Source organism: Serinibacter arcticus (genome assembly GCF_003121705.1).
GTDB lineage: Bacteria > Actinomycetota > Actinomycetes > Actinomycetales > Beutenbergiaceae > Litorihabitans.
Window position 1 is genome coordinate 477,201 of the sequence record NZ_PYHR01000002.1, and the last position, 23,178, is coordinate 500,378.

21 protein-coding genes and 1 riboswitch are annotated in these 23,178 nt (G+C 74.9%); of the genes, 2 read left to right on the forward strand and 19 right to left on the reverse strand.

All coding sequences use genetic code 11. The features are described 5' to 3' along the window. Positions 1-18: 18 nt before the first annotated feature. From C8046_RS02310 to C8046_RS02345, 8 genes are all read right to left on the reverse strand, one after another. Positions 19-834 (reverse strand): polyprenol monophosphomannose synthase, encoded by an 816-nt coding sequence (locus tag C8046_RS02310; RefSeq protein WP_109228093.1) that lies wholly within the window; start codon positions 832-834, stop codon positions 19-21. Next, positions 831-2,450: an apolipoprotein N-acyltransferase gene (lnt, locus tag C8046_RS02315; RefSeq protein ID WP_199224371.1), complete on the reverse strand. Its 1,620-nt coding sequence runs from the start codon at positions 2,448-2,450 to the stop codon at positions 831-833. Before lnt ends, C8046_RS02310 begins: the two co-directional genes overlap by 4 nt. Before the next feature lie 368 nt (positions 2,451-2,818). Then, positions 2,819-3,598, reverse strand: a complete 780-nt coding sequence (locus C8046_RS02320; RefSeq protein WP_109228094.1) for a hypothetical protein — start codon at positions 3,596-3,598, stop codon at positions 2,819-2,821. Beyond that, entirely contained in the window at positions 3,595-6,459 is a 2,865-nt protein-coding gene (locus tag C8046_RS02325; RefSeq protein WP_109228095.1) for a DEAD/DEAH box helicase, read from the reverse strand. The genes C8046_RS02320 and C8046_RS02325 overlap by 4 nt, the downstream gene beginning before the upstream one ends. Positions 6,460-6,468: 9 nt before the next feature. Continuing rightward, entirely contained in the window at positions 6,469-7,437 is a 969-nt protein-coding gene (locus tag C8046_RS02330; RefSeq protein WP_109228096.1) for a diacylglycerol/lipid kinase family protein, read from the reverse strand. Continuing rightward, complete coding sequence (locus C8046_RS02335; protein WP_109228097.1) at positions 7,434-7,769, reverse strand: hypothetical protein; 336 nt, start codon at positions 7,767-7,769, stop codon at positions 7,434-7,436. Before C8046_RS02335 ends, C8046_RS02330 begins: the two co-directional genes overlap by 4 nt. Next, positions 7,769-8,746: a helix-turn-helix transcriptional regulator gene (locus tag C8046_RS02340; protein ID WP_109228098.1), complete on the reverse strand. Its 978-nt coding sequence runs from the start codon at positions 8,744-8,746 to the stop codon at positions 7,769-7,771. Before C8046_RS02340 ends, C8046_RS02335 begins: the two co-directional genes overlap by 1 nt. Continuing rightward, positions 8,739-9,713 carry a helix-turn-helix transcriptional regulator gene (locus tag C8046_RS02345; RefSeq protein WP_109228099.1) on the reverse strand — a complete coding sequence of 325 codons (975 nt, stop codon included), beginning with the start codon at positions 9,711-9,713 and terminating at the stop codon, positions 8,739-8,741. Before C8046_RS02345 ends, C8046_RS02340 begins: the two co-directional genes overlap by 8 nt. 35 nt (positions 9,714-9,748) lie before the next feature. On the opposite strand from C8046_RS02345, the gene C8046_RS02350 reads away from it, so the two are divergent. Beyond that, a complete protein-coding gene (locus tag C8046_RS02350) occupies positions 9,749-11,275 on the forward strand; it encodes a DUF3866 family protein (RefSeq protein ID WP_109230679.1) in 1,527 nt (508 codons plus the stop codon). A gap of 91 nt (positions 11,276-11,366) precedes the next feature. Here C8046_RS02350 and C8046_RS02355 read toward each other — a convergent pair whose 3' ends face one another. The 6 genes from C8046_RS02355 to C8046_RS02380 form a co-directional block, all read right to left on the reverse strand. Next, positions 11,367-12,515, reverse strand: a complete 1,149-nt coding sequence (locus C8046_RS02355) for a GNAT family N-acetyltransferase (RefSeq protein ID WP_109228100.1) — start codon at positions 12,513-12,515, stop codon at positions 11,367-11,369. A gap of 26 nt (positions 12,516-12,541) precedes the next feature. After that, the gene (locus tag C8046_RS02360) at positions 12,542-12,997 is read right to left on the reverse strand and encodes a PH domain-containing protein (RefSeq protein WP_109228101.1); all 456 of its coding nucleotides are present in this window, start codon (positions 12,995-12,997) and stop codon (positions 12,542-12,544) included. Between the two features lie 25 nt (positions 12,998-13,022). Continuing rightward, positions 13,023-13,865: an ATP phosphoribosyltransferase gene (hisG, locus tag C8046_RS02365; protein ID WP_109228102.1), complete on the reverse strand. Its 843-nt coding sequence runs from the start codon at positions 13,863-13,865 to the stop codon at positions 13,023-13,025. 47 nt (positions 13,866-13,912) lie between these two features. Beyond that, a complete protein-coding gene (locus C8046_RS02370) occupies positions 13,913-14,176 on the reverse strand; it encodes a phosphoribosyl-ATP diphosphatase (protein WP_109228103.1) in 264 nt (87 codons plus the stop codon). 72 nt (positions 14,177-14,248) lie between these two features. Beyond that, on the reverse strand, positions 14,249-15,196 hold the full coding sequence (locus C8046_RS02375; protein ID WP_109228104.1) for an ABC transporter substrate-binding protein: 948 nt from the start codon (positions 15,194-15,196) through the stop codon (positions 14,249-14,251). Positions 15,197-15,341: 145 nt separating this feature from the next. Continuing rightward, a complete protein-coding gene (locus tag C8046_RS02380) occupies positions 15,342-16,121 on the reverse strand; it encodes an ABC transporter permease (RefSeq protein ID WP_199224372.1) in 780 nt (259 codons plus the stop codon). 113 nt (positions 16,122-16,234) lie between these two features. Then, a riboswitch (FMN riboswitch) is annotated at positions 16,235-16,379 on the reverse strand. A gap of 147 nt (positions 16,380-16,526) precedes the next feature. Here C8046_RS02380 and C8046_RS02385 point away from each other — a divergent pair. Beyond that, the gene (locus C8046_RS02385; RefSeq protein WP_109228106.1) at positions 16,527-17,405 is read left to right on the forward strand and encodes an ATP-grasp domain-containing protein; all 879 of its coding nucleotides are present in this window, start codon (positions 16,527-16,529) and stop codon (positions 17,403-17,405) included. An 88-nt stretch (positions 17,406-17,493) separates the two neighbouring features. Here the strand turns inward: C8046_RS02385 and rpe are convergent, their stop codons facing one another. The 5 genes from rpe to C8046_RS02410 form a co-directional block, all read right to left on the reverse strand. Then, positions 17,494-18,159 (reverse strand): ribulose-phosphate 3-epimerase, encoded by a 666-nt coding sequence (gene rpe / locus C8046_RS02390; RefSeq protein WP_109228107.1) that lies wholly within the window; start codon positions 18,157-18,159, stop codon positions 17,494-17,496. 45 nt (positions 18,160-18,204) lie between these two features. Then, complete coding sequence (locus C8046_RS19090; RefSeq protein ID WP_235866038.1) at positions 18,205-19,959, reverse strand: HNH endonuclease signature motif containing protein; 1,755 nt, start codon at positions 19,957-19,959, stop codon at positions 18,205-18,207. 154 nt (positions 19,960-20,113) lie between these two features. After that, positions 20,114-20,656: a GNAT family N-acetyltransferase gene (locus tag C8046_RS02400; RefSeq protein WP_328587564.1), complete on the reverse strand. Its 543-nt coding sequence runs from the start codon at positions 20,654-20,656 to the stop codon at positions 20,114-20,116. An 8-nt stretch (positions 20,657-20,664) separates the two neighbouring features. Beyond that, positions 20,665-22,212, reverse strand: a complete 1,548-nt coding sequence (locus tag C8046_RS02405) for an RsmB/NOP family class I SAM-dependent RNA methyltransferase (RefSeq protein ID WP_109228108.1) — start codon at positions 22,210-22,212, stop codon at positions 20,665-20,667. After that, positions 22,205-23,167 carry a methionyl-tRNA formyltransferase gene (locus tag C8046_RS02410; RefSeq protein ID WP_109230682.1) on the reverse strand — a complete coding sequence of 321 codons (963 nt, stop codon included), beginning with the start codon at positions 23,165-23,167 and terminating at the stop codon, positions 22,205-22,207. Before C8046_RS02410 ends, C8046_RS02405 begins: the two co-directional genes overlap by 8 nt. Positions 23,168-23,178 lie beyond the last annotated feature (11 nt).

The following is a 23,178-nucleotide window of genomic DNA, read 5'->3' on the forward strand; positions in this document are numbered from 1 at the left end:
CGGGGAGCGGATCCCCGTTCAGTCGCGGCTGAGCACTGCTGGAGCGGAAGCCTGGCGTCGGAGACGGCGCCAGGCTTTCTGCATCCCCCACCGGGTCACGTTGACGAACGCCTCCACCACGATGCTCCGCGACATCTTCGAGACGCCCTCGACGCGCTCGACGAAGGTCACCGGCACCTCGACGATCCGACCACCCGCCGCGTGCACGCGGTGAGTCATGTCGACCTGGAAGCAGTAGCCCTGCGACGTCACCTCACCCAGCGGGAGCGCGCGCAGCACCCAGGCGGGGTAGACGCGGAAGCCGGCGGTGGCGTCCTTCACCGGCAGCTGCAGCGCGAGCCGCGCGTAGGTGGTGCCGGCGCGCGAGATGAGCTGGCGGTAGGCCGGCCAGTTGACGATCGACCCGCCCGGCACCCACCGGGAGCCGATCACGAGGGCGACGCGCTCGTCGTCGGCCGCCGCGAGCAGCGCGGGCAGCTCCTCGGGCTGGTGCGAGGCGTCGGCGTCCATCTCGACGACGAGGTCGTAGCCCCGTTCCAACGCCCAGCCGAAGCCCGCGACGTAGGCGCGCCCGAGCCCGCCCTTGCCGCTGCGGTGGAGGACGTGCACGTGCGGGTCGACCTCCGAACGCTCCTGCGCCCACTCCCCCGTGCCGTCGGGGCTGCCGTCGTCGACGACCAGCACGTCGGCGGTCGGGACCGCGGCCCGCAGCCGGGCGAGCGTCCCTGGCAGCGCCGCGCGCTCGTCGTAGGTCGGGACGATCACGAGGGTGCGCCGCGGGGCCGGTGGGGCGCCGGGTCCACCCGTCGCGTCCGAGGAGGGGGTGGACGTCACGCGCGGACCTTGGCCTTTCGAGGGGTGGAGCCAGGGCCGGACGACCCCGAGCCGGAGCGCCGACGGCGTCGCGCCGGCACGACGAGGCCGGCGAGCAGGAGCAGCCCCGTGGCGGCGACGACCACGACGTCGGGCGTCGTGCCCATCCGGGTCGCCAGGGTGAGCGAGGTGCGCAGCCCGAGGGTCGCCGTCAGCGCGTCGGCGGTGAAGAGCCCGGTCCGCTGGGTCACGACGCCGTTCGGGGTCACGACGCCGGAGACCCCGACCGTGGAGACCTGGACGGCGGCGCGGCCGTGCTCGACAGCGCGGAAGACGGTCATCGCGAGCTGTTGCTCCGACTCGGCGGTCTCGCCGAACGAGGCGTTGTTGGTCGGGACGACGATGACCTCGGCGCCCTGGGCGACCGACTCGCGCACGATCGCGTCGTAGGCGACCTCGAAGCAGATCGCGACGCCGAACGGCACGTCCCGGCCGTCGATCGGCACGGGCACGATGCCGACCTCGGTCCCCGGCGCCATGTCGACAGAGACGAGGTCGACGGCGGCGGAGAACCGACGCGCGATGTCGCGCAGCGGGATGTACTCGGCGAAGGGGGCCGGGTGCTGCTTGGCGTACACCTCCGTGGCACCGATCCCGGGCTGCCACAGGACGACGTCGTTGTAGCGCGCGTCCGCCCGGCCGTCGTCGCCGAAGGTGTAGCTCTGGGTGCCGAGCATGATCGGCGCGCCGATCGCGGTCGCCGCGCCGTCGATCGCCTCGCGGGCCTCCGCATCCGTGCGGGGGTCGTAGTCGGCCGCGTTCTCGGGCCACAGGACGACGTCGAGCTCGCCCGCGTGGTCCGCCGCCAGGCCGATCGTCCCGTCCGCGTGGTTGCCGATGACCTCGCGCGCGTTGTCGAAGGCGCCGAGCCCCGGTTCGGACACGTTGCCCTGGACGATCCCGACGCGGGCGGTGCCCGCCTCGGCGCGGACGTCGAGCGGGACGGCGAGCGAGACGACGGGGACGGCCACGAGGGCGAGGACGGCGGCCGTCGTGCGCGCGGGGTGCCGCCGTCGCGCGCTCCACCACGCCGACGCGAGGACGAAGCCGAGGACGGCGACGAGCGTGGAGACGAGTGTGGTGCCGCCCACGGCGGCGAGCCGCAGCAGCGGCCCGTCGGTCTGGCTGAACGCGAGCTTGCCCCACGGGAAGCCTCCGAAGGGGCCGGCCGAGCGGAGGATCTCCCAGGTCGTCCAGGCGAGGCCGAACGCCAGGCCGGACAACCAGGGCCGGCGGGCGACGGGCGCGAGCCGGCGGATCCAGATCCACGTCACCGCGAACAGCCCGACGGCGATCGACTGGGCCACCGAGAGCGCGGCCCAGGGGACGACGCCGACGGCCTCGTTGGCCCACCAGATGTGCACCAGGAAGAAGCTCAGGCCCCAGGTCAGGGCGACGAGGAAGCCCCAGCGGGCGCTGTCGCGGCGCAGGGCGAGCACGAGGAGCGCCAGGCCGACCATCGCCGCGGGCCACCAGCCGCGCTGCGGGAAGGCGGCATCCGTGACGAGGCCGCCGAGCACCGCGAGGAGGAGGGTCGTCGCCCGCGACGGAACTCGGAGCTCATCGGGGGGCGGCACCACGCCAGGATACGTCGTCGCGGAGGAGCGACCGGCACCGTCGAGCGGCCTGCCGTGTCCGTGCTCCCGGGCTCTCCCGGGTCGGTCCGCGTGGGCTTCGGGCCGTCGGTGTCCTCGGGACGCCGACGTTGTCTAGTGCCTCACGCGGACCGGACCACGGTCCGCCCCGCTGCGGGTGAGCTGGTTCGTGCATGCCCCCATCCGCACGGTGCTCACGGCAGACAACTCGTCCGGGAGGCCGGTGTCAAGCGGGTGTCGTCGCAGGTAACGGACGTCCCTGCAGGTCAGCACGACCCGTCCACGAGGTGAACGACAGGGGGCGTCCGGCGTGTCGGACGGCGTGTCGGCCGGGTCCGTCCACTCAGTGGTCACAGCCTCCCGGCAAGGATGGCGACGCCGTCGACGACCGTGCTCACGCACCGCGGCGGCTCCCACGTCAGGTCGGTGACGGCGCCGAGCCGCGGCAGCGGCGGCACGCCGGACCGCGAGTCCAGCGACCACGCCGAGCGCCGGGCGTCGGCCGCCTGCGTCACGAGCTCGTCGGCGTCCCACACCGCGAACGTCGCGGGCGAGCCGACGTGCAGCCGCCCGAGCGTCGGTCCGTCGGGGCGGCTGCTGGCGCGCCAGGCCCCGCGGGTGTGCGCGACGAACGCCGCCCGGGCGGACAGCCCCGCCGCCAGGGCGTGCTGGACGCGGCGCCACGGCCCGCCGGCGGCGTCGTCCGCGAGCCCGAGGGCGAGCGGCACCCCGGCGGCGGCGCGGGCCGCCAGGTCCACGTCGCCGAGGCCGACCGGGTCGAGGCAGGCCACCGTGCCGGGCGCGAGGGCGTCCAGCTCGGCCTCGCTGCGCACGACGCGAGCCCACGGGCTGCGAGAGGTCTCGTCGAGACGGGCCGCGATCCCCATCGCGGCCAGCGCCGCGGGGTCCGCCACGGGAGCCTGTCCCACGGCGTCGACGAAGCCGGGGGCCAGCAGCGCGCCGGCGAGGTCGACGACGACCAGGTCGTCCCCGCCGACCCGGGCCTGGACGTCGGCGCCCTCCTCGTCCCCGAGCCAGGCGATCACCCCGCCGGAGACGAGCAGCGCCGTCGCGAACGGGTCGGCGTCGCTGTGGACGGTGCCGGCGCGGTACAGCGTCGCGGCGCTCACACGAGCTCCTGCGCGACGACGCCGCGACGGACGAGGCCCATGGCCTCCCGGGCGCGGGACCGCAGGGCCGGGGACGGCGCGGCGTTGGTCAGCTGGTCGAGGACGTCGAGCACCTGCTTGCACCACCTCACGAAGTCACCTGCTGCCATGTCACCGCTGCTGAGCACGTCGCTCAGGCTGGTCCCGCGGGCCCACGAGTGCGCGAGCCGGACGAAACCGGTGTCGATCGGCGGTGCCGGCGTCAGCCCCGCCTCGCGCTCGAGCCCCTCGACCTCGGCCGCGGCCCGTGCCGTGGCGTCGAGCGCCTGCCCGAGCCGCGCCCCGACCCCGTGCACCACCTGGGGGCCGCCCTCGTCGTCGCCGCGCGAGGAGTAGACGATCGTCGTGACGGCGGCGGCGAGCTCCGCGGCGTCCAGGGCGTCCCACGCGCCGGACTGCAGGCACTGCGCGAGCACGAGGTCGCGCTCCGCGTACAGCCGACGCAGCCACCGTCCTGCCGGCGTCACCCGCGTGTCCTCGCCCTCGCGCTCGAGGTAGCCGAGCTCGAGCAGAACCTCGCAGACGCGGTCGAAGTCGCGGGCGATCGAGGCGGTCCTGCTGGCGATCCGGGCGTTCAGCCGCGTCTGGTCGGCGAGCAGGCCCTCGGCGCGGCGCGCCCAGCGCAGGTGGTCCTCCCGCTCGGGGCAGCCGTGCACGGGGTGCTGACGGAGCGCGGAGCGCAGCCGGGCGATGCTCGACTCGGACCCCGGCGTCTCGTGCGCGGCGTTCTCGGCCGACCCGATGGAACCCGGCCCACCCGCCCGGTCGCGCTCGCGGGCGCTGCCGGGGAAGCCGGAGGCGAGGCCGTTGCGCAGCGTGGACGCGAGGTCGCGCCGGGCCCGCGGGTCGCGCGCGTTGAAGTCGCGCGGCACCTTGACACGGCCGGCGACGCGGACGCCGTGCGGCACCTCCGCCGTCGTGAGGACGCGGACCTGGTGCTCGGAGTTGAGCACCTGGGGGCGCGGCCCGTCGAAACCGGGCGTGCCCGTGTCCACGACGACGGCCCAGCCCGAGCGGCGTCCGCGCGGGATCTCCAGCACGTCGCCCACGCGCAGGCCGCCCAGGGAGTCGGCGACCGCGCGCCTGCGGGCCTGCGACCGCTCGCGCTGACCGTCCGCCTCGACGTCGGTCAGGGTGCGCAGGAGCTCGAGGTAGGAGTCGATGTCGCCCCGGTCGCACGCCATCGCCTCCCGGTAGCCGGCGAGCGCGTCGGCCTGCTTGTGCGCCTGCCGCGCGAGCCCGACGACGCTGCGGTCGGCCTGGAACTGCGCGAACGACTGCTCGAGCGTGTCGCGCACGCGCGGGTACGGCGCCTTGCTGAGGAGGTTGACGGCCATGTTGTAGGTCGGACGGAAGCTGGAGCGCAGCGGGTAGGTGCGGCGCGAGGCGAGGCCGGCGACGGCGTTGGGATCCACGCCCGAGGCGTACAGCACGACGGCGTGCCCCTCGACGTCGATCCCGCGCCGACCGGCCCGGCCGGTCAGCTGCGTGTACTCCCCCGGTGACAGCGCGGCGTGCTCGCGGCCGTCCCACTTCACCAGACGCTCGATCACCACGGAGCGCGCGGGCATGTTCACGCCGAGCGACAGCGTCTCGGTGGCGAAGACGACCTTGACCAGCCCGCTGACGAACAGCGCCTCGACCGCCTCCTTGAAGGCGGGCAGCAGCCCGGCGTGGTGGGCGGCGACCCCGCGCATCGCGGCGACGGCGAAGGAGGAGAACCCGACGGCGTCGAGGTCCTCGGCCGGGATCCGCACGGACGTGGCCTCGAGGATCTCGCCGATGCGCTTCTGCTCGGCCTGCGTCGTCAGCCGCAGCCCGGAGGCCACGACCTGGTCGACGGCGGCCTCGCAGCCGGCCCGGGAGAAGACGAAGACGATCGCCGGCAGCAGCCCGACGGCGTCGAGCCGCTCGACGACCGTGTCGCGGCGCGGGGGTCGCACACCCGCCGGCCGGTCGTTGCGTCCGCCGCCGGACGACCGACCGCCGCGGCCCTGGCGCCCGCGACCCCGGTCGTTGCGTCCGCCGTAGCTGCCCGGCCCGGCGGTCGAGCGCTCGACGCGACGCACCGCCTCGACCAGGTCGGGGTTGAGGACGCCGGCCTCGGCACCCGGGCCGTTGTCGCGGGTCGTGTAGAGGTCGAGCACCTCGTGCCTGACCATCATGTGCTGCCACAGCGGGACGGGACGGTGCTCGGAGACGACCACCGCCGTCGTGCCCCGCACCTCCGTGAGCCACTCGCCGAACTCCTCGGCGTTGGAGACGGTGGCCGAGAGGGAGACGAGCCGCACCGTCGGGGCGAGCAGGAGGATGACCTCCTCCCACACCGGACCGCGGAACGCGTCGGCCAGGTAGTGCACCTCGTCCATGACGACGTAGCCGAGGTCGTCGAGCGTGCTCGAGGAGCCGTAGATCATGTTGCGCAGCACCTCGGTCGTCATCACGACGACGGGGGCCTCGGAGTTGATCGACACGTCGCCGGTGAGCAGGCCGACCTTGTCGGGGCCGTGCACGCGGGCGAGGTCGAGGTACTTCTGGTTCGACAGCGCCTTGATCGGCGTCGTGTAGAACGCCTTCCGCCCCGAGGCGAGCGCGAGGTGGACGGCGCACTCCCCCACGACCGTCTTGCCCGCGCCGGTGGGCGCCGCCACCAGCACGTCCTCGCCCGAGGCGAGGTGGCGGCAGGCCTGCTGCTGGAAGTCGTCGAGCGGGAAGTCGAGCTCGCGCTCGAACTCCTCCAGGGCCGGTGCCAGGGCCCCCATCGCTGAGGTCTGCCTGGCCCGTCGGCGCGAGGCCGCGTACCGCTCGGCCGGAGTGGTCATGCCTCCACTTTAGGCGAGCACCGCGAGCGCTCCGGGGACCACGCGCAGGCGCAGCGGGACGCGTCCGACCGGTTCGCCGTCGGCGTGCACGAGCGGGGGCGGCGCGAGCCGGCGCTCGGTGCCGGGGCCGGGCAGCAGGTGCACCTCCGAGGCCCGCGTGACGCTGACGGCGGGGTGGGACAGGTGCGTGCCGCCGTAGACGCGCGGGAAGACGCGCAGCAGGGTGCGGCGCGGGATCGTGCGCGCCGTCACGACGTCGAACTGGCCGTCCGTCCAGGAGGCGTCCGGCGCGATCTGCATCCCGCCCCCGATCGAGCGCGAGTTCGCGACGGCGAGGAGCGTCCCGGCGTCCCCGAGGTCGACCCCGTCGGCCACGACGCGGACGTCGAATCCGCGGAACGCGGCGAGCTCGGCGGCGAGCGCGATGACGTAGCGGGCGGGGCCGCGCGGTCGCGAGATGCGGTTGGCCCGCCCGTTCACGGCGGCGTCGATGCCCGCGCTGAGCACGTTGAGGAAGAACCGGCGCACGCCGTCGGGGGTGGCGTCCCCGTCCGCCGCGGTCGCGTCCTGCCGGAGCGTCGTGATCTCGCCGACGTCGAGCCGGCGCGGCGGTCGGGTGAGCGCCGCGACGACGTGGGCCACGCCGGTGACCGGGTCACGCAGGTCGAGCCCGAGCGACCGGGCGGTGTCGTTGCCGGTACCGGCCGCGACCAGGCCGAGGGGGACGTGGGGCGCGTGCGTGAGGATCGCGTTCACCGCGAGGTTCACGACGCCGTCGCCCCCGACGCCCACGAGCGCGTCGGCCCCGGGGGCCTGGAGGAAGGCGGCGGTGCGGGCGCGGGCGCTCGTCACGTCCGGGGTCGTCAGGTCGACGACGTCGTGGCCCGCGGCGCGCAGCTGGTCGGCCACGACCGGACCCGCCGCCGCGGCGCGGCCGCGCCCCGCCGCGGGGTTGACGACGAGCCCGATGCGGCTCATGCGCCGTCGCCGCTGATCTCGTCCCAGCGCCGTGCGGCGCGGTCGTAGCGTCCCTGACGGCGGTGGCGGCGGGTGGCCCTGACCTCCGCCCGCTCGGCGCGCAGCTCCTCGCGGCGGGCGGCCGACGCGGTGATCTCGGCCTCGATCTCGGCCGCCCTGTCCTCGAGCGCCTCGAGCTCGGCCATCCGGGCCTCGAGGCGCTCCAGGACCGCCTGCGCCTGCTGCACCTGCGCCATCAGGGCGCGGAAGGACCTCCAGAGCCGGAGCCCGATCCACACCAGGAGCGCCAGCGCCGCCAGCACCAGGATCACCCACACGAGCCACCAGGGCATCAGGACACCTCTCCGTAGGCGGCCAGAGCCGAGGCGGCCCGGACAGCGATCGCGTCAGCGACGTGGGCCGGCGCCAGCGCCAGCACGTCGGGACCCAGGTCGAGCACGAGCCGGGCCAGCCAAGCCTCGTCCGCGACGTCGAGCTCGACGTCGATGTCGCGCTCCCCCTCGCGCACGACGTCGCCGCCGAACCGCTCGGCCACCCAGCGGCTCCGGGGCGTCAGCGTGAGCGTGGCGCGCAGCGCCGAGGCCTCCGGGCGCACCCGGCCGGAGGTCGCCCCGACGTCGTGCGGCTCGACGGCGACGCCGGTCGCCGCGACGACGCCGATCCGGTCCAGCCGGAAGTGGCGCACGCCGTCGGCGAGCAGGCACCAGCCGCGCAGGAACCACGCCTCGCCGTCGCTGAGCAGCTCGAGCGGGTCGACGTCGCGCTCGGTCGTGCGGTCGGAGGCGTCGGTGTAGCGCAGGTGCACGCGCTCCCCCGCCGCCAGGGCGGCGCGAGCGACGCCGAGCACGCGGGCGACGTGGGCGTCCAGCGCGGGATCCGCACCGTCGGCCGGGGCGATCGCGACGGCCTCGGCGGCGGTCGCGGCGTCACCCGCAGCCGCCGTGAGCTTGGCCAGCGCCGAGGACAGCGCGGGGTCGGAGCCGAGGCCGGGCAGGTTCGCCATGGCACGCAGCGCGACGATCAGGGCGACGGCCTCGCCCGGTCCGAGCCGCAGCGGCCGGTCCATGCCGCGGGCGTTCGTCAGCGTGATGCGCTGGGAGTCGTAGGAGTCCGCCGAGAAGTCGAGCAGGTCGTCGGGCTGGTAGCCGGGCGTCCCGGAGACCCACAGCGTGTCGACGTCGCGCATGATCTGCGCCGGCGGCACCCCGAAGTGCTCGGCGAGCTCGGCGACCGGGACGTCGTCGCGGTCGGCCAGGTAGGCCACGAGGGCGAGCAGGCGCGCGAGCCGCTCGGAGGTCGCCTCAGCCACGGGCCACCCCCGTGAGGGCTGCGACGGCGCGCAGCCGCGTCAGGACGGCGTCGCGCAGGGGCGGCGGGTCCAGGACGACGACGGCATCGGTCTGGCCGGCCAGCAGCCCGGCGAGGTCCTCGACGTCGCCCAGCGACAGCTCGAGCACGTCCCAGCCCTCCCACTCCCCCGCGCCCGGCGTCGTGCTGCGGGCGCGCAGCCGGACCTCGGCGGCACGCTCGGGGCGGACGGCGACCGTGGCGGGTGCGGTCCGGGCCGACGAGTCCGACGGGCCCGTCGCGGCGCCTCCGCGCGGCGCCGTCGCGGAGCCCGCGGCCCCGACCTTCACCGAACCGGTGATGCGCGAGAGCCGGAACAGCCGCTCGGCGTCGCGGACGAGGTCGTGACCCTGGACGTACCAGGCGCCGTCGCGCACGAGGAGTCGCCACGGCTCCACCCGGCGCTGCCCCGGGGCCGCCGAGGTCGCGGCACGGTAGGTGAACGTCACCGCGGCCCGGTCCTCGATCGCGGTCAGCAGCGGGTCGAAGGTCGCCGTCGGGGGTGGGATGCGCAGCACGTGGCCGCTGAGCTCGGGCGACGCGGCCGGCGCGACGGCGCGCAGCTTCGTCAGCGCGCGCCGGGCCGGCAGGTCGAGGTGGGCGCCGTCCCAGACCTGGGCGGCGACGCTCAGCACACCGATCTCGGCCGGGGTGAGGTCGACGCGCGGCAGGTCGTAGCCGTCGAGGTCGATGCGGTAGCCGATGTCGTCGCCGTGGGCGTCGTCGGTGAGGGTGACCAGCGGGATGCCGAGCTCCCGGAGGGTCACCTTGTCGCGCTCGAACATGCGCTCGAACGCGTCGTCGTTGCTCGCCTGCGAGTAGCCGTTCACGGTGGACCGGACGTCCTGCTTGGTCATCCGGTGCTCGGTGTGGGTCAGCGCGATCACGAGGTCGAGGAGCCGTTCAGCCGGCGTCACGGATGTGGACATCACCGGCCAGCCTAGTGCGCGGCATGATGGTCGCCATGATCATCTGGCGCGACGGCGTGGTGACGGCGACCGGAACGTCGTGGCGGGGTGCGGTGGAGCTGCGCGTGGAGATCACGGCTGGCCCGGCCGCACCGGTCTCGGTGGCCCCCGGGACGGTCGTCAAAGCGCTCGCCTACCCCGAGCTGGTCGGGACGCCACGGGTCGGCGACCGCGTCAGCCTCACCTGCTCGGCGCTGGCCCGCGGCCTCGGGACGGGGGGCTACGCGATGGTCGCGGCGATCCCCGACGCGCTGCCCGCCGATCCGCCGCCCTCCCCCGGCCACCTCGTCAAGGCGCGCTACACGCCGCTCCAGTCCATGGTGCTCGGGGTCGACGAGCAGGAGTCCGACTCCCACGCGGTGCTGGCCGACGCGGACGACCTCGGCGGGATGCCGGTCGTCGTCGCCGACCTGCACTCCGCGCTCCCGGCCGTCCTCGCGGGGCTGCGGGCCGAGGCCGCGGCCGCCGGCCGGCCCGCTCCCCGCGTCGCGTACGTGATGACCGACGGCGGGGCGCTGCCTGCCTGGTTCTCCCGCTCGCTCGCCCAGCTGCGCGAGGCGGGCTGGCTCGAGGCGTCCGTCACGGTCGGGCAGGCGTTCGGCGGCGACCTCGAGGCCGTCACGCTGCACTCGGGGCTGCTGGCCGCGAAGCACGTGCTCGGCGTCGACGTCGTGATCGTCGCGCAGGGGCCGGGCAACCTCGGGACGGGCACACGCTGGGGCTTCTCGGGCGTGGCCGCGGGCGAGGCGCTCAACGCCGTCGCGGTCCTGGGCGGCCGGGGGGTGGCATCGCTGCGGGTGTCCAACGCCGACGCGCGGGGGCGGCACCGGGGCGTCTCCCACCACTCGACGACCGCCTACGGTCGCGTGGCGCTGGCGGCGAGCGACGTCGTCGTGCCGGTCTCCCACCACCGTCACGACGTGCCGGGCTGGGACGCGGACCTGGGTCGCTACGTGATGCTCTCGGCGCAGGAGATCACCGCGCCGCACACGCCGCACCGCCTCGTCCCGGTCCCGGTCGCGGGACTGGAGGTCGCGCTCCGGGACGTCCCGGTCCGGCTCTCCACGATGGGGCGGACGCTCCAGGACGATGCGACGCCGTTCCTCGCGGCCGCCGCCGCGGGGCGGTGGGCGGCGCGCCTGCTCGCCCCGGTGACGGGAACGATCTGGCACCTCGCGCTCGAGTCCGACTGGGCTCGCGCCGTCGAGCACGGGAGCTACGAGACGTCCACGCGCGACTGCCCGCTGGCCGAGGTCGGTTTCGTCCACGCGTCCCTGGACCACCAGGTCGACGGCGTGGCCGCGGCGGTGTACGGCGACCTCGCCGGATCCGGCGCCGTGCTGCTGGAGATCGACGCCGACGCGCTGGCTGCGGGCGGGGTGGCCGTGGTGCGCGAACCCGGCTCGCCCGACCAGAGCGGCGACCGGTTCCCGCACGTCTACGGCGCGGTCCCGGTGACGGCGGTCCGCGCGGTCCGGCCCTGGCGCGGGACGCTCGCGGCGACGACCGGCGCGGGGTCCTAGCAGGCGGGGTCCTAGCCGGGAGGGTCCTGGGCGGCAGGGTCCTCGCCGGCAGGGTCCTGGGCGGGGCCTCGACCCCGCCCCCGGCCCGGCCTCACACGATCGGGACGTCCCGGTGCCAGGACTCGGTCACGTAGCGCAGCCGCCACCCCAGCGCGGAGTAGATCTCCTGGGCGCGCGTGGAGGAGTCGGCGTCGACCTCGAGCCCGACGCGGTCGCGGCCGCGGCTCGCGGCGTCGGCCACGATCGAGTGCAGCAGGCCCTTGGCCACGCCGCGCCCGCGGGCCGTCCCCAGCACGCCGAGGTAGGACACGTAGGAGCCGTCCGGCCCGTCCTGGCTCTCGCTCACCGTTCCCACGAGGGCGCCGACCGGGATCGGTTCCCCGGGGCGATCGACGAGCTCCGCGAGCCACCAGTGGTCCCACCGGTGCCCCGGGTCCTCGCGGAGTCGGTGCAGGAACTCGTCGAACGTCTCGGCCCACGAGTTGAAGTGGTCGGTGAAGGCGTCCTCGAGGATCTCGTGGACGGCCCGCAGGTCGGACTCCTCTGGCAGCCCGACGCCGTCGCGACGCACGAGACGGAACCGCACGCCCGAGCGCTCCCACGAGTGCGGATCGGTGACCAGGTCGGCGTCCTCGTCCTGCGCCGGGCGCGACATCTGCCACCAGGTGCGGACCTTGGCGAAGTCGGCGGCGGCCAGCCAGGCGTGCAGCCGCTCGTCGGCGGCGAAGGCCCCGGTGTCGATCTGCTGGACGTCGAGGCCGCGGGCCGAGCCCACGGCGGCGGCCTGGGCGACGGCCCAGTCGACGAGGACGCTCGCGCAGGCGTCAGCCTCGGCGGTGGGGAGGTCGTGGCTCACGACGTGGACCAGCAGCATCCGGCCGCCGGCGCGGTCGTGCACGCTGCCCCAGGCCTGGATCCGCTCGCGGCCGTCGAGCACGACGACGTTGGCGCGGGTGCGCTCCGCGGGGACGCCGATCTCACCGAGCACCGCGGCCTCGTCCGACCCCGGCCACCCGCGACCGCGAGCCTCGTGGTCGCGCAGCAGGGCCGTCAGCCGCTCGACGACGGCCGGGTCGCCGGCGTCGGGCCGGGCCACCGTCCATCCAGGTGGGAGCGCCGGCGTGACCGGGAGCACCGCCGCCGGGTCGTCGACGAATCGGGACTCCGCGGGGGGCGCGACGTCCTCGACGGGCGCGGCGTCCTCGGGGGGCGCGGACTCCTGGCGAGTCGCGTCGGGCATGGGGGTGCTCCTTCCGAGGTCCGGGCTCAGCGGTCGACCGCGGTCCCGTACCGGTTCACGAGGGCGGCGAGACGCCGCGCCTCCTGGATCGAGCGATCGCCGTCGGCCTTCTGGATGGCCATCACCGCGATCTCGTCGCCCTCCGCGAGGTCCAGCTGGGCCCAGGCGCGGTCGGCGGAGTAGCGCACGGAGACGACCTCGGCCCACTCCAGGCGACGGGTGGTCAGCAGGTTGCGCACCGTCAGGCCGTCGGCGTCCGGCACCGCACGGACCGTGGCCTGGCGCCAGAGGATGCCCCAGAGCACGCAGGAGAACACGATCATCAGCAGGTAGTCGTCCGGCGCGAGCCGGGTGGCCGCGTTGGGCCGCACGAACACGAACAGCGCGACGAGGCTGACGAGCACGACGATCGACAGCACGGCTGCCACCAGCCGCGCCCAGCGGGGCTGGAACGGTGCGAGGACGGCGTCTGTCGGGGACACGGGTGTCGGCGTCGTCACGGGGGCGTCAGAGGCGGGTCGCGTGGATCTGCGTGACGAGGATGGCGCGGGCGCCGATCTCGTAGAGCTCGTCCATGATCCGGTGGCTCGCGCGGCGCGGGACCATCACCCGGACGGCGGCCCAGCCGCGGTCGTGCAGCGGCGAGACGGTCGGCGACTCGAGGCCGGGCGAGATCTCGACGGCGCGGGCCACGCGCTCGACGGGGATGTCGTAGTCCATGAGGACGTACTCGCGGGCGGTCAGGACGCCGGCGATCCGGCGGTCGAGCGTGTCGAAGCCGGGGCGCGGGTCGCCGAGGGGGCGGATCAGCACGGCCTCGGAGGCGAGGATCTGGTCGCCGAAGGTCGACAGGCCGGCGGCCCGCAGGGTCGAGCCGGTCTCGACGACGTCGGCGACGGCGTCGGCCACGCCGAGCTGGACCGTGGACTCGATCGCGCCGTCGAGGCGGACGACCTCGGCCGTCACGCCGCGGCCGGCGAGGTGGCGCTCGACCAGGACCTTGTACGACGTGGCGATGCGCTTGCCCTCGAGGTCCTCGACCGAGGTGATCTCGCTGGCCGGGGCCGCGAAGTGGAAGCTCGAGCGCGCGAACCCGAGGGCGCGGTGCTCGATGGCCTCGACGCCGGAGTCGATGAGCAGGTCGCGGCCGGTGATGCCGGCGTCCACCGTGCCCGAGCCGACGTAGACGGCGATGTCGCGCGGACGGAGGAAGAAGAACTCGACCTCGTTGTCCGCGTCGGTCAGGACGAGCTCACGGGAGTCGCGGCGCTGGCGGTAGCCCGCCTCGGTGAGCATGGTGGTGGCGGGCTCGCTGAGCGAACCCTTGTTCGGGACGGCGATACGAAGCACGGTGGCGGGGCTTTCTGCTGGTGAGGCGGACGGGCGGGAGCGAACCGTCACAGATGTCGGTAGACGTCCTGCAGCGTCAGACCCTTCGCGATCATCATCACCTGGACGTGGTACAGCAGCTGCGAGATCTCCTCGGCCGCCTCCTGGTCGCTCTGGAACTCGGCGGCCATCCAGGACTCCGCCGCCTCCTCCACGAGCTTCTTGCCGATGAAGTGGACACCGGCGTCGAGCTCGGCGACGGTGCCGGAGCCCTCGGGGCGGGTGACCGCCTTCTCCGAGAGCTCGGCGAACAGGGATTCGAACGTCTTCACACCCCCAGGGTATCGCCGCCCCGGGGCCCGACCCCTGGCCGTCCAGCACTCGGCGGCCGCGGAGCGGGGCTCTCAGCCCTCGTTCTCGACGGCGGCGTTGGTGTAGCCGCCGTCCGGAACGGCCGTGATCATGCCGGCCGCGAGCATCGCCTGCGCCATCGCGTCCCAGGTCGCCGGGTCGGTGGTGCCCGACGTGCTCAGCAGCGGGATCGTGGCCTCGAGCACCGCGAGGGCGTCGGTGCGGGCGGACGCGGTCAGGCCCGGGATGTGCTCGCCGGCGATGTCGACGGCGGCCGCGGGATCGGCGATCGTCGCCTCGACCCCGCGCAGCGTCGCGGCCACGAACGCGGCCCGCTGGGCGTCGGTCAGGTCGCTGGTGTCCGGGAGGGCCACCCCGACGCTCACGAGGGCCTCGGGCTCGAGCGCCCGCACGGGCAGGTCCGCGGCGGCCAGGCGAACGGCGTCGCCGTTCACGTAGCCCATGACGGCGTCGACCTGATCGGTCAGCAGCGCGGACGTCTGCGTGAACCCGATCGAGGCGATCGTCACGTCGTCCGGGGTGAGCCCCGCGCCGTCGAGCAGCGTCAGGAGCCCGAGGTAGGTCGCCCCGAACTCGCCGGGGACCCCGATCGTGAGCCCGGCGAGGTCAGCGGGCTCGGTGACGTCCGAGTCCTCGGGGACGAGCAGCGCCACCGGCGAGGTGTCGTACAGCGTGGTGATCTGCACCAGGTCGCCGCCCGCCGCGCGCTGGGCGAGGACCTCGTCCCCGCTCGCGACGACGAGGTCCTCCTCGCCCTGCTCGATCGCGGTGAACAGGCCCTCGTTGGCGCCGTGGTGGCGCAGCGTGACGTCGAACCCGGCCTCGTCGTAGTAGCCGTTGGCCTCGGCGACGTAGAAGGGGGCGAACTGGATGTCGGGGACGTAGGTGAGCCCGACGGTGACGGCGGTGGCCGCGCCGGTCCCGCCGTCGGAGGGTCGGAGGGGCTCGGGGTGCCGGACGGGTCGGACGCGGTCGAACAGGCGACCAGGACGAGCGCCGCGGCCGCGGACGCCGCGACGAGCAGGGACGTGCGGCGGGGGCGGGCGGGAACGATCACGGGGTTCTCCGGTGGGTCGGTGGGGCGGTGGGGTGCCGGTGCGGGTGCCGAGCCGTGCGGGGCTCGGCTCATCGCTCGGTCATCCGAGCGGCGCGCTGCTCGAGCAGGCGAACGATCGCGTAGGCGGTCATGGACGTGAGGGTGAGCACGACGAGGGTCGCGAAGAGGCCCGCCGTGTCGTTGCGGGTGCGCTGGGACTCGAGCAGTTGGCCGAGTCCTCGACCGCCGATGACGAACTCCCCGACGACGGCGCCCGTCATCGCCAGCGCGACCCCGGCCCGGAGGCCGGCGAGGAACTGGGGCAGGGCGAGCGGGGTCTCGATGTGGCGCAGCAGCCGCCAGGTGCCGGCACCGTCGACGCGCGCCGCGGCCAGCACCTCGGGGTCGAGCCCGCGCAGCCCGAGCGCCGTCGTGATCACGATCGGGAAGAAGACGAGCAGGGCGGCGAGCAGCGCCGTCGTTCCCGGTCCGTAGCCGAACCACAGGACGAGGAGCGGCGCGATCGCGACGGCGGGGATCGCCTGCGAGGCGGCGAGGTAGGGCTCCAGGGCGGCGGCCGCCGGGCGGGAGTGGACGATGAGCCACGCGAGCGGGAGGGCGACGACGACCGCGAGCAGCGCCCCCTGGGCCGCCACTCCCCCGGTCGCGCCGATGGCGGGCCAGAGATCACCGGTGGCGGCGAGCTCGCCCAGGGCGCGGACGACGGCGCTCGGCGCGGGGAGCAGGACCGCCCCCAGTCGCCCGGCCCCCCAGGTCCACGCGAGAAGGATCGCGACGGCGAGGACGACGGCGGGCAGCACGCCGGCGGCGCCCGCGGCACCCGCGGCCCTGTCTGTTCGCCTGGTCACTCGTCACCCTCCCGAAATCGCGTCATCGCGTTCCGGGGTGACGGGGTGCGCGAGCGCACCACGCGGGTGCACCGGACGGGCGCGCTGCGGGTGCAGCACGTCGCCGACGCACCTCGTGCTTCCTCCCATCCGGACTTTCACCGTCGGTCCTGGAGTTCCACCAGGTCAACCGCACCCGGTCCGAGGACTGGCCTCGTCTCAGGTGCGGGTCGCGGACTGTCACCGCCGGCTCGGACTTTCACCGACCCCGGAGCACGTGTGTGTTCTGGGAGCAGAATACCGCGTCGGCGACCGCTACCGTCGTCCACGGCGCGGAGTCGTCCGGTTCGTGGACGCCTCGATCCCGTCGTCGCGTTCACGCGGGCGGGGACCGCGCGGTCGAGACGGTCGAGAGAAGGAGCGGGCATGGCACGGGTCGGGATCATCGTCACGGACGGCTACTCGGTGGAGGACCCCGACGTCGACACCCCGCTGCTCCTCCCGGCGCTGCGCGAGCTCGGGCTGGACGCGGAGGCGACGGTCTGGCACGCCGACCTCGACTGGGCCGGCTACGACCTGCTCGTCCTCCGGAGCCCGTGGGACTACCCGCGACGGGTCGCGGAGTTCACCGCGTGGTTCGAGCGAGTCCAGCGGGTCACCCGGGTGCTGAACGAGCCGGCGCTCGTGCACTGGAACCTCGACAAGCGCTATCTCGCCGAGCTGGCCGAGCGCGGGATCGGCGTCGTCCCGACCTCGTACGCGACCACGACGGCCGAGGTCGCCGCGGCCCTGGCCCCCCACGGCGCCGGCTGGGTGGTGGTCAAGCCGTCCGTGTCGGCGGGGGCCCACGACACGGCACTGGTGCGGGCCGACTCCCCCGAGGCGGCCGAGCTCACCGGACGCATCGTCGGCCGCGGCGCGACCGTGATGGTGCAGCCCGAGGTGCCGGAGCTGTCGCACGGGGCCGAGAAGGCGCTGTACCTCGTCGACGGCGAGCTCACCCACGCCGTCGCGAAGGGCGCCCTGCTCGAGCGCGGGGGCGGCTTCATCGGCGGGGTCTACCAGGAGACGCCGCAGCTCGTGCCGACGACCGACGACGAGGTCGCCTTCGCCGGCGCGACGATGGCGGCCATCGCCGACGCGACCGGGTTGGAGACCCCGCTGTACGCGCGGATCGACACGGTGCTCAGCGCCGAGCACGGCCTGGTGCTGCTGGAGGCGGAGCTGTTCGAGCCGACGTTCAACCTCCACCTCGTGCCGGAGGTCGTCCAGCGCTTCGCGGCGGCCGTTGCCGCGCGGGTGTGAGTGCCGACCGGGGGTGATCACGGCCCAGCTGTGATTGGGGCCCAGCTGTGAGTACGGCCGGGCGCTGGTGGAGGGCGGCCGCCCGTCGTCAGTGGCGGTGCGCGCCCTCGGCGAGGCCGCGCAGGGCCTCGACCTCGGCGGCGGCGTCCTCGGCCTTGTAGACGGCCGACCCGGCGACGAACGTGTCGGCCCCCGCTTCGGCGGCGCGCTCGATCGTCTCGCGCGAGACCCCACCGTCGACCTGGATCCAGAGGTCGAGGTCCTGCTCGGTCACGGCCCGCCGCGCGGCGCGGATCTTCGGCAGCATCGAGTCCAGGAAGGACTGGCCACCGAAGCCGGGCTCGACGGTCATGATCAGGAGCATGTCGATCTCGGGCAGCAGCTCGAGGAACGGGTCCACCCCGGTCGTGGGACGCAGTGCCAGCCCGGCACGGGCACCCTGACGACGCAGCTCGCGCGCGAGTCGGATCGGCGCCGCGGCGGCCTCGGCGTGGAACGTCACGGACTGCGCCCCGGCCTCGGCGTAGGCGGGCGCCCACCGGTCGGGGTCGGCGATCATCAGGTGGATGTCGAGCGGGACCGGGCTCACGGGGAGGATCGCCTCGACCACCGGCAGACCCCACGTGAGGTTCGGCACGAAGTGGTTGTCCATCACGTCGACGTGGGCCCAGTCGGCCCCCGCGATCTTCGCGAGCTCGCCGCGCAGGTCGGAGACGTCGGAGTTCAGGATGCTCGGCGTGATTCGGATTCCCACACCGGCAGCCTAGTCGGCGGCGTCGTGAGCCGGTCGGGCTCATCGTCACGCTCCCAGCGGGTAGGCGTTCCACGTCTGCTCCGGCCGGGCCGACCAGGGTGACGTGATCCGGAACGGTCGCGACGGCCCCGGAGCGGTCGAGGACGTGCGTTCCACGACCCAGCGTCCGAGGTGGACGGCGTGGTGGTGGGCCGGACACAGCAGGCAGGTGTTGCCGCTGGTCGTCGGCCCGCCGGCCGCCCAGGTGATCACGTGGTGCCCCTCGGTCCAGGTCGGCGGGATCGGGCAGCCGGGGAACAGGCAGCCGCCGTCGCGGGCGATGAGGGCCTTGCGCAGCGCGGCAGGGACGAGCCGCTGCTTCGTTCCCAGGTCCAGGAGCTCGCTCCCACCCCCGAGCACGACGGGGATGACGTCGGCGTCGCACGCCAGCCGACGGAGCAGGCCCGCAGGGACGGGACCCGCGTGCGGCAGGAGGCCCTGACCGGTCCGCGCGGAGGTCGGGGCGTGCGGGCGCGTGTCTGCGGCACCTGGAGTCGGCAGATGTGGCGATGGGGTCGGGGTCGGGGTCGGGGTCGGGGACGGAGCAGGCGCCGAGTCGGATGCCGGTGGTGGCGGTTGGCCCGCCGCCTGTTGGACGGCGTCCGCCAGGCTGAGGCCCGTACGGACCTCGAGGTCGGCCAGCCCGATGGTGACGAGCAGCTGGGGCGGGAGGCCACCCACCGAGGGAAGGACAGCGCTGCGGAGGGCTGCCTGGCAGGCAGCCACCAGGGCGTCGAGTATGCGCTGGGGACGCGTGCGGTCGTCCCGGACGTCGGATCCCACCTCGGGGCGACGTGCCGTCGCGGCCGGTCCCGAGAGGGCCGGCGCGGACCGTGCTGGCGGCACGGACGGTGCCGACGGTACTGACGGCTCGCGCGGTACGAACGGAGCAGACGGCGGGGAGAGGACGGACGGCGTGGCGGGCTGCACCGGTGTCGGTACCGCGGCGCGCGGGTTGCTGCCGGCGTCGAACACCGTCATCAGAACCTCGGCCTGGACGGCGTCGGCCCAGATGTCGAGGTGGGTGAGGCCACGCCGGGTGGCACCCACCGTCACGCCCTGGCGACGGAGCGCGTCGCGTTCGCCGGGCTCGGCACCGTCCGGATCGAGCAGCGAGATCAGGCGCCTTCCCACGCGACGCAGGGTCTCGGGATCGAACGTCCTCGCGTAGCCGACGAGGGTTCGCTCGGCGTCGTCGACGACCTCGGCGGCGGCGACGTCCCGGATCTCGTCCGGCGCTCGCAGCACGACCTCGATTGCCTCGGGTCCGGGCGCAGCGGCGGCGCGACCCGAGGGATCCTCGGACGCGCTCTGCTCCCCGTCGGCGCTGCCGACGACGACCCCGCGCTCCGCGTCGTCCACTGTGCCCAGCCCGACCGCGAGGGAGGCCGCGATCGGTCGGAGCTCTCCCCCGGTCATCGCCCGTCGAGGGAGCACCGCGGAGGCCGCGCGGATCCGTCGTCGAGCCTCGTGTCCCGAGATGCGCAGCCGGGACCTGAGGAGGTCGCACCCCCGCCGGAACGGGACCTGCGGATCGCTGGTCGGTCGGACCGCCGGCGATTCGGACTCGACCGCACCGGCCGCCCGCACCTGGAGCCGGTACAGGACCCGGGCCACCTGCTCGACCCGCTCGGCGAGCTCGCACGCGTCCACCACGTCCCCCGCGTCGAGGGCGGCGGTCAGGACCGCCTCGGCCGCGCCGAGATCGGCGAGGCAGGCGTCGAGCCTGTCCTCGCAGTCGTCGCGGTGAGCGTTCGTCATCCTCGATTCTATCGAACACTTGTGCGTATTCCAAGATCTGCAGGCAAATCTACATCCACAGATTACTCACCAAGGAACCAGCACCTCGCGCGCCTGGGGACAGTCCACGCCCGCGCAGGCCTCCCGTTCGGGCCTGCCCCACCCGAGCCCGGGATCACCTCACCGAGGCATCGATCCAGTACCGCCGCTTGACCACCCCGTCGTCACCCGAAACCACGTCCTCGAGAACCCCGCCGCACCGCTCGATGACGGCGGCCGAGCCCTCGTTGTCGTCGTCGCACGTGACGAGCACGCGTGCGACCCCCAGATCGCCCAGGCGCTCGACGGAGAGCTGGAGCATCCGCGAGGCGTAGCCGCGGCGACGATGCTCGGGCGCCACGGCGTAGCCGACGTGCCCGCCGACGGCCAGCAGGTACGCGTTCAGCTCGTGTCGCACGGACACCCGACCGACCAGCACGCCGTCGACCTCGGCGACGAGGAAGTCGGATCGAACGCGTCCGGGAGGGAGATCGACGCCGTCGGCCTCGCGCTGCACCTGGGCCAGCAGGACGGGCCAGTCGCCGTCGGCGAGCAGGAAGGTGAACCCGTCCGCGCGCAGCTGCTCGTGGATCCGCCGGAGCACGACCTCGTCGGTCCCGGTCGGCGGCCGCAGGACCAGCCGGTCAGCGGCCGACGACCCCACGCCCACGACTCCCACCCGTCCGATCAGACCCGGCGCAGCAGCGCCAGGAACATCGCGTCGGTCCCGTGCCGGTGCGGCCAGAGCTGCACGTACGGTCCCGCCAGGCCCTCGACGGGCCGTCCGACCACCGCGTTCACCGCCGCGACCGCGTCCAGCACCTCGACGTCCTCCCGCGAACGGGTCACGGCTTCCACCACGGCGCGCGTCTCCGCGACGTGCGGCGAGCACGTCACGTACCCGACCACTCCCCCGGGTCGCGTCGCGTCCAGCGCGGCGTCCAGCAGCTCCCGCTGCAGCAGCGCGAGCGGCTTGAGGTCGGCGGGCGTCCGCCGCCACCGGGCCTCGGGTCGACGCCGGAGCGCCCCCAGGCCGGTGCACGGAGCGTCCACGAGGACGCGGTCGAACCGGCCCGGGTGGGCCGTGCCGAGCTCGCGACCGTCCCACTGCACGACGTCGAGGAGCTCGGGCGGCAGCGCCTTCACGCTGCGCTCCACCAGCCCCACGCGGTGCGGCTGGACCTCGCCGGCGACGAGCACGCTCGGTCGGTCCAGCGCCCCGAGCGCCGCGAGCTCGTCGGTCCGCTGGGCCAGCACGGCGCCCAGCAGCGCACTCTTGCCGCCGGGGCCGGCGCACACGTCGGCCCACTGCGAGTCCCCGTCGGTGACCGTGACGCCCGCGAGCGCGAGCGCGACGAGCTGGCTCCCCTCGTCCTGGACGCCCATCCGGCCCTGTCGCACGGCCGGCAGCGCGTCGGGGCTGCCGCCGGCCAGACGCCACGCCGTCGGGGCGAGGCCGGCCGGCGTCACCACCCCGTCCTCGACGGCGTCGGTCAGCTCGCGCTCGTCGACCAGGCCCGGCCGGGCGACCAGGGTCACCGCCGGGGCCGCGTTGTCGGCCTCGAGCAACGCGACGAGCTCGGCCTCGAGCCGGCCGGCCGGGGTACCGCCGTCGAGCGCCAGGCTCTCGCGGAGCGCCCGGACGATCCAGGCCGGGTGGGCCAGTCGCTGACCGAGCAGGTCGTCCGCATCGGTGGTGCGCTCGGCCATCCGACGCTCCCACTCGGCGGCGTCGGCGCGCGTCACCTGGCGCATGACGGCGTTCGCGAACGAGGCGGCGCCCGGCGACACGTTGGCGCGGACCAGGTCCACCGTCTCCGAGACGGCCGCGTGCTGCGCCACCCGCATCCCGAGCACCTGGTGCGCGCCCAGCCGGAGCGCGTCGAGGACGCCGGGGTCGATCGAGGTCAGCCCGCGGCTCGAGCACATCGCGAGGATCGCGTCGTAGCGACCGCGCAGCCGGAGCGTCCCGTAGGCGAGCTCGGTGGCGAAGCCGGCGTCGCGCCCGCTCAGTTCGCGCTCGGCCAGGAGGCCCGGGAGCACGAGGTTCGCGTACGCGTCGGACCCGGCGACGGCGCGCAGGACGTCGTAGGCCGCCTGCCGGGACGGGTCGATGCGCGTCGTCGCGCCGCGGCCGTTCCCGCCACGGGCACCGCCGGGACGCCCCCGACCCCGCTCGCCCGCGCCACCGCGCTCGTTCCGTCCGCCGCGCTCGCCCGCTCCGCGCTCAGCCACGGTCGACCCCCTCGAACGCCGACCCCTGTTCCAGCCGGGCGCCGCGCGCCCAGGCGGCCGCGGGCATCCACGCCTTGCCGGCCGGGGCGACCTCGCCGAGCAGCACCGGCGTCGTGCCGGTCCCCACGTGCACCTCGTTCTTGCCCGCCCGCACCTCACCCGGCGCGAGCGCGATCTCACCCGACACCGACGCCCCCGACACCACAGGCACCAGCACGACCGGCCCCACCTTCACCCGCGTCCCCGCGAGCACCGTCCACGCCCCAGGAGCCGGCGTCATCGACCGCACGAAGCGGTCGACGGCGACGGCGGGCAGGTGCCACGGCACCTGCGCGTGCGCGACCTCGAGCTTGGGGGCGAGGCTGACGCCGTCGTCGGGCTGCTCGGTCGGTGACGCCGACCCGTCCGCCAGCGCGTCCAGGCTCGCCAGCACGAGCGGGACGCCCGCGACCGAGAGCCGGTCCAGGAGGTCGCCGCTGGTGTCGCGCGGTCGGACGCCCTCGGTCATCGTCCCGATCACGGGACCGGTGTCGAGCCCCGTGGTCAGGCGGAACGTCGTCGCCCCCGTGATCTCGTCGCCGCTCCGCACCGCCCACTGCACGGGCGCGGCACCGCGCCACGCGGGCAGCAGCGAGAAGTGCAGGTTGATCCAGCCGTGCGTCGGCACGTCGAGCAGCGTGGCCGGGACGAGCGCGCCGTAGGCGACCACGACGGCGACGTCGAGCTCGAGCGCCTCGATCGCGGCCACCGCCTCGGGGGTCCGCAGGGTCGGCCACTCCAGGACGTCGATGCCGAGCTCACGAGCCGCGTCGGCGACGGGCGAGGGCTCCTCCGCGCCCCGGCGCGAGCGGCGGGCCGGCGGGCGGGTCAGCGCCGCGACCACGGTGTGGCGGGCGGCCAGCGCCCGGAGGGTCGGGACGGCGACGTCGGGGGTTCCGGCGAAGAGCACGCGCAGCGGTGAGGTCA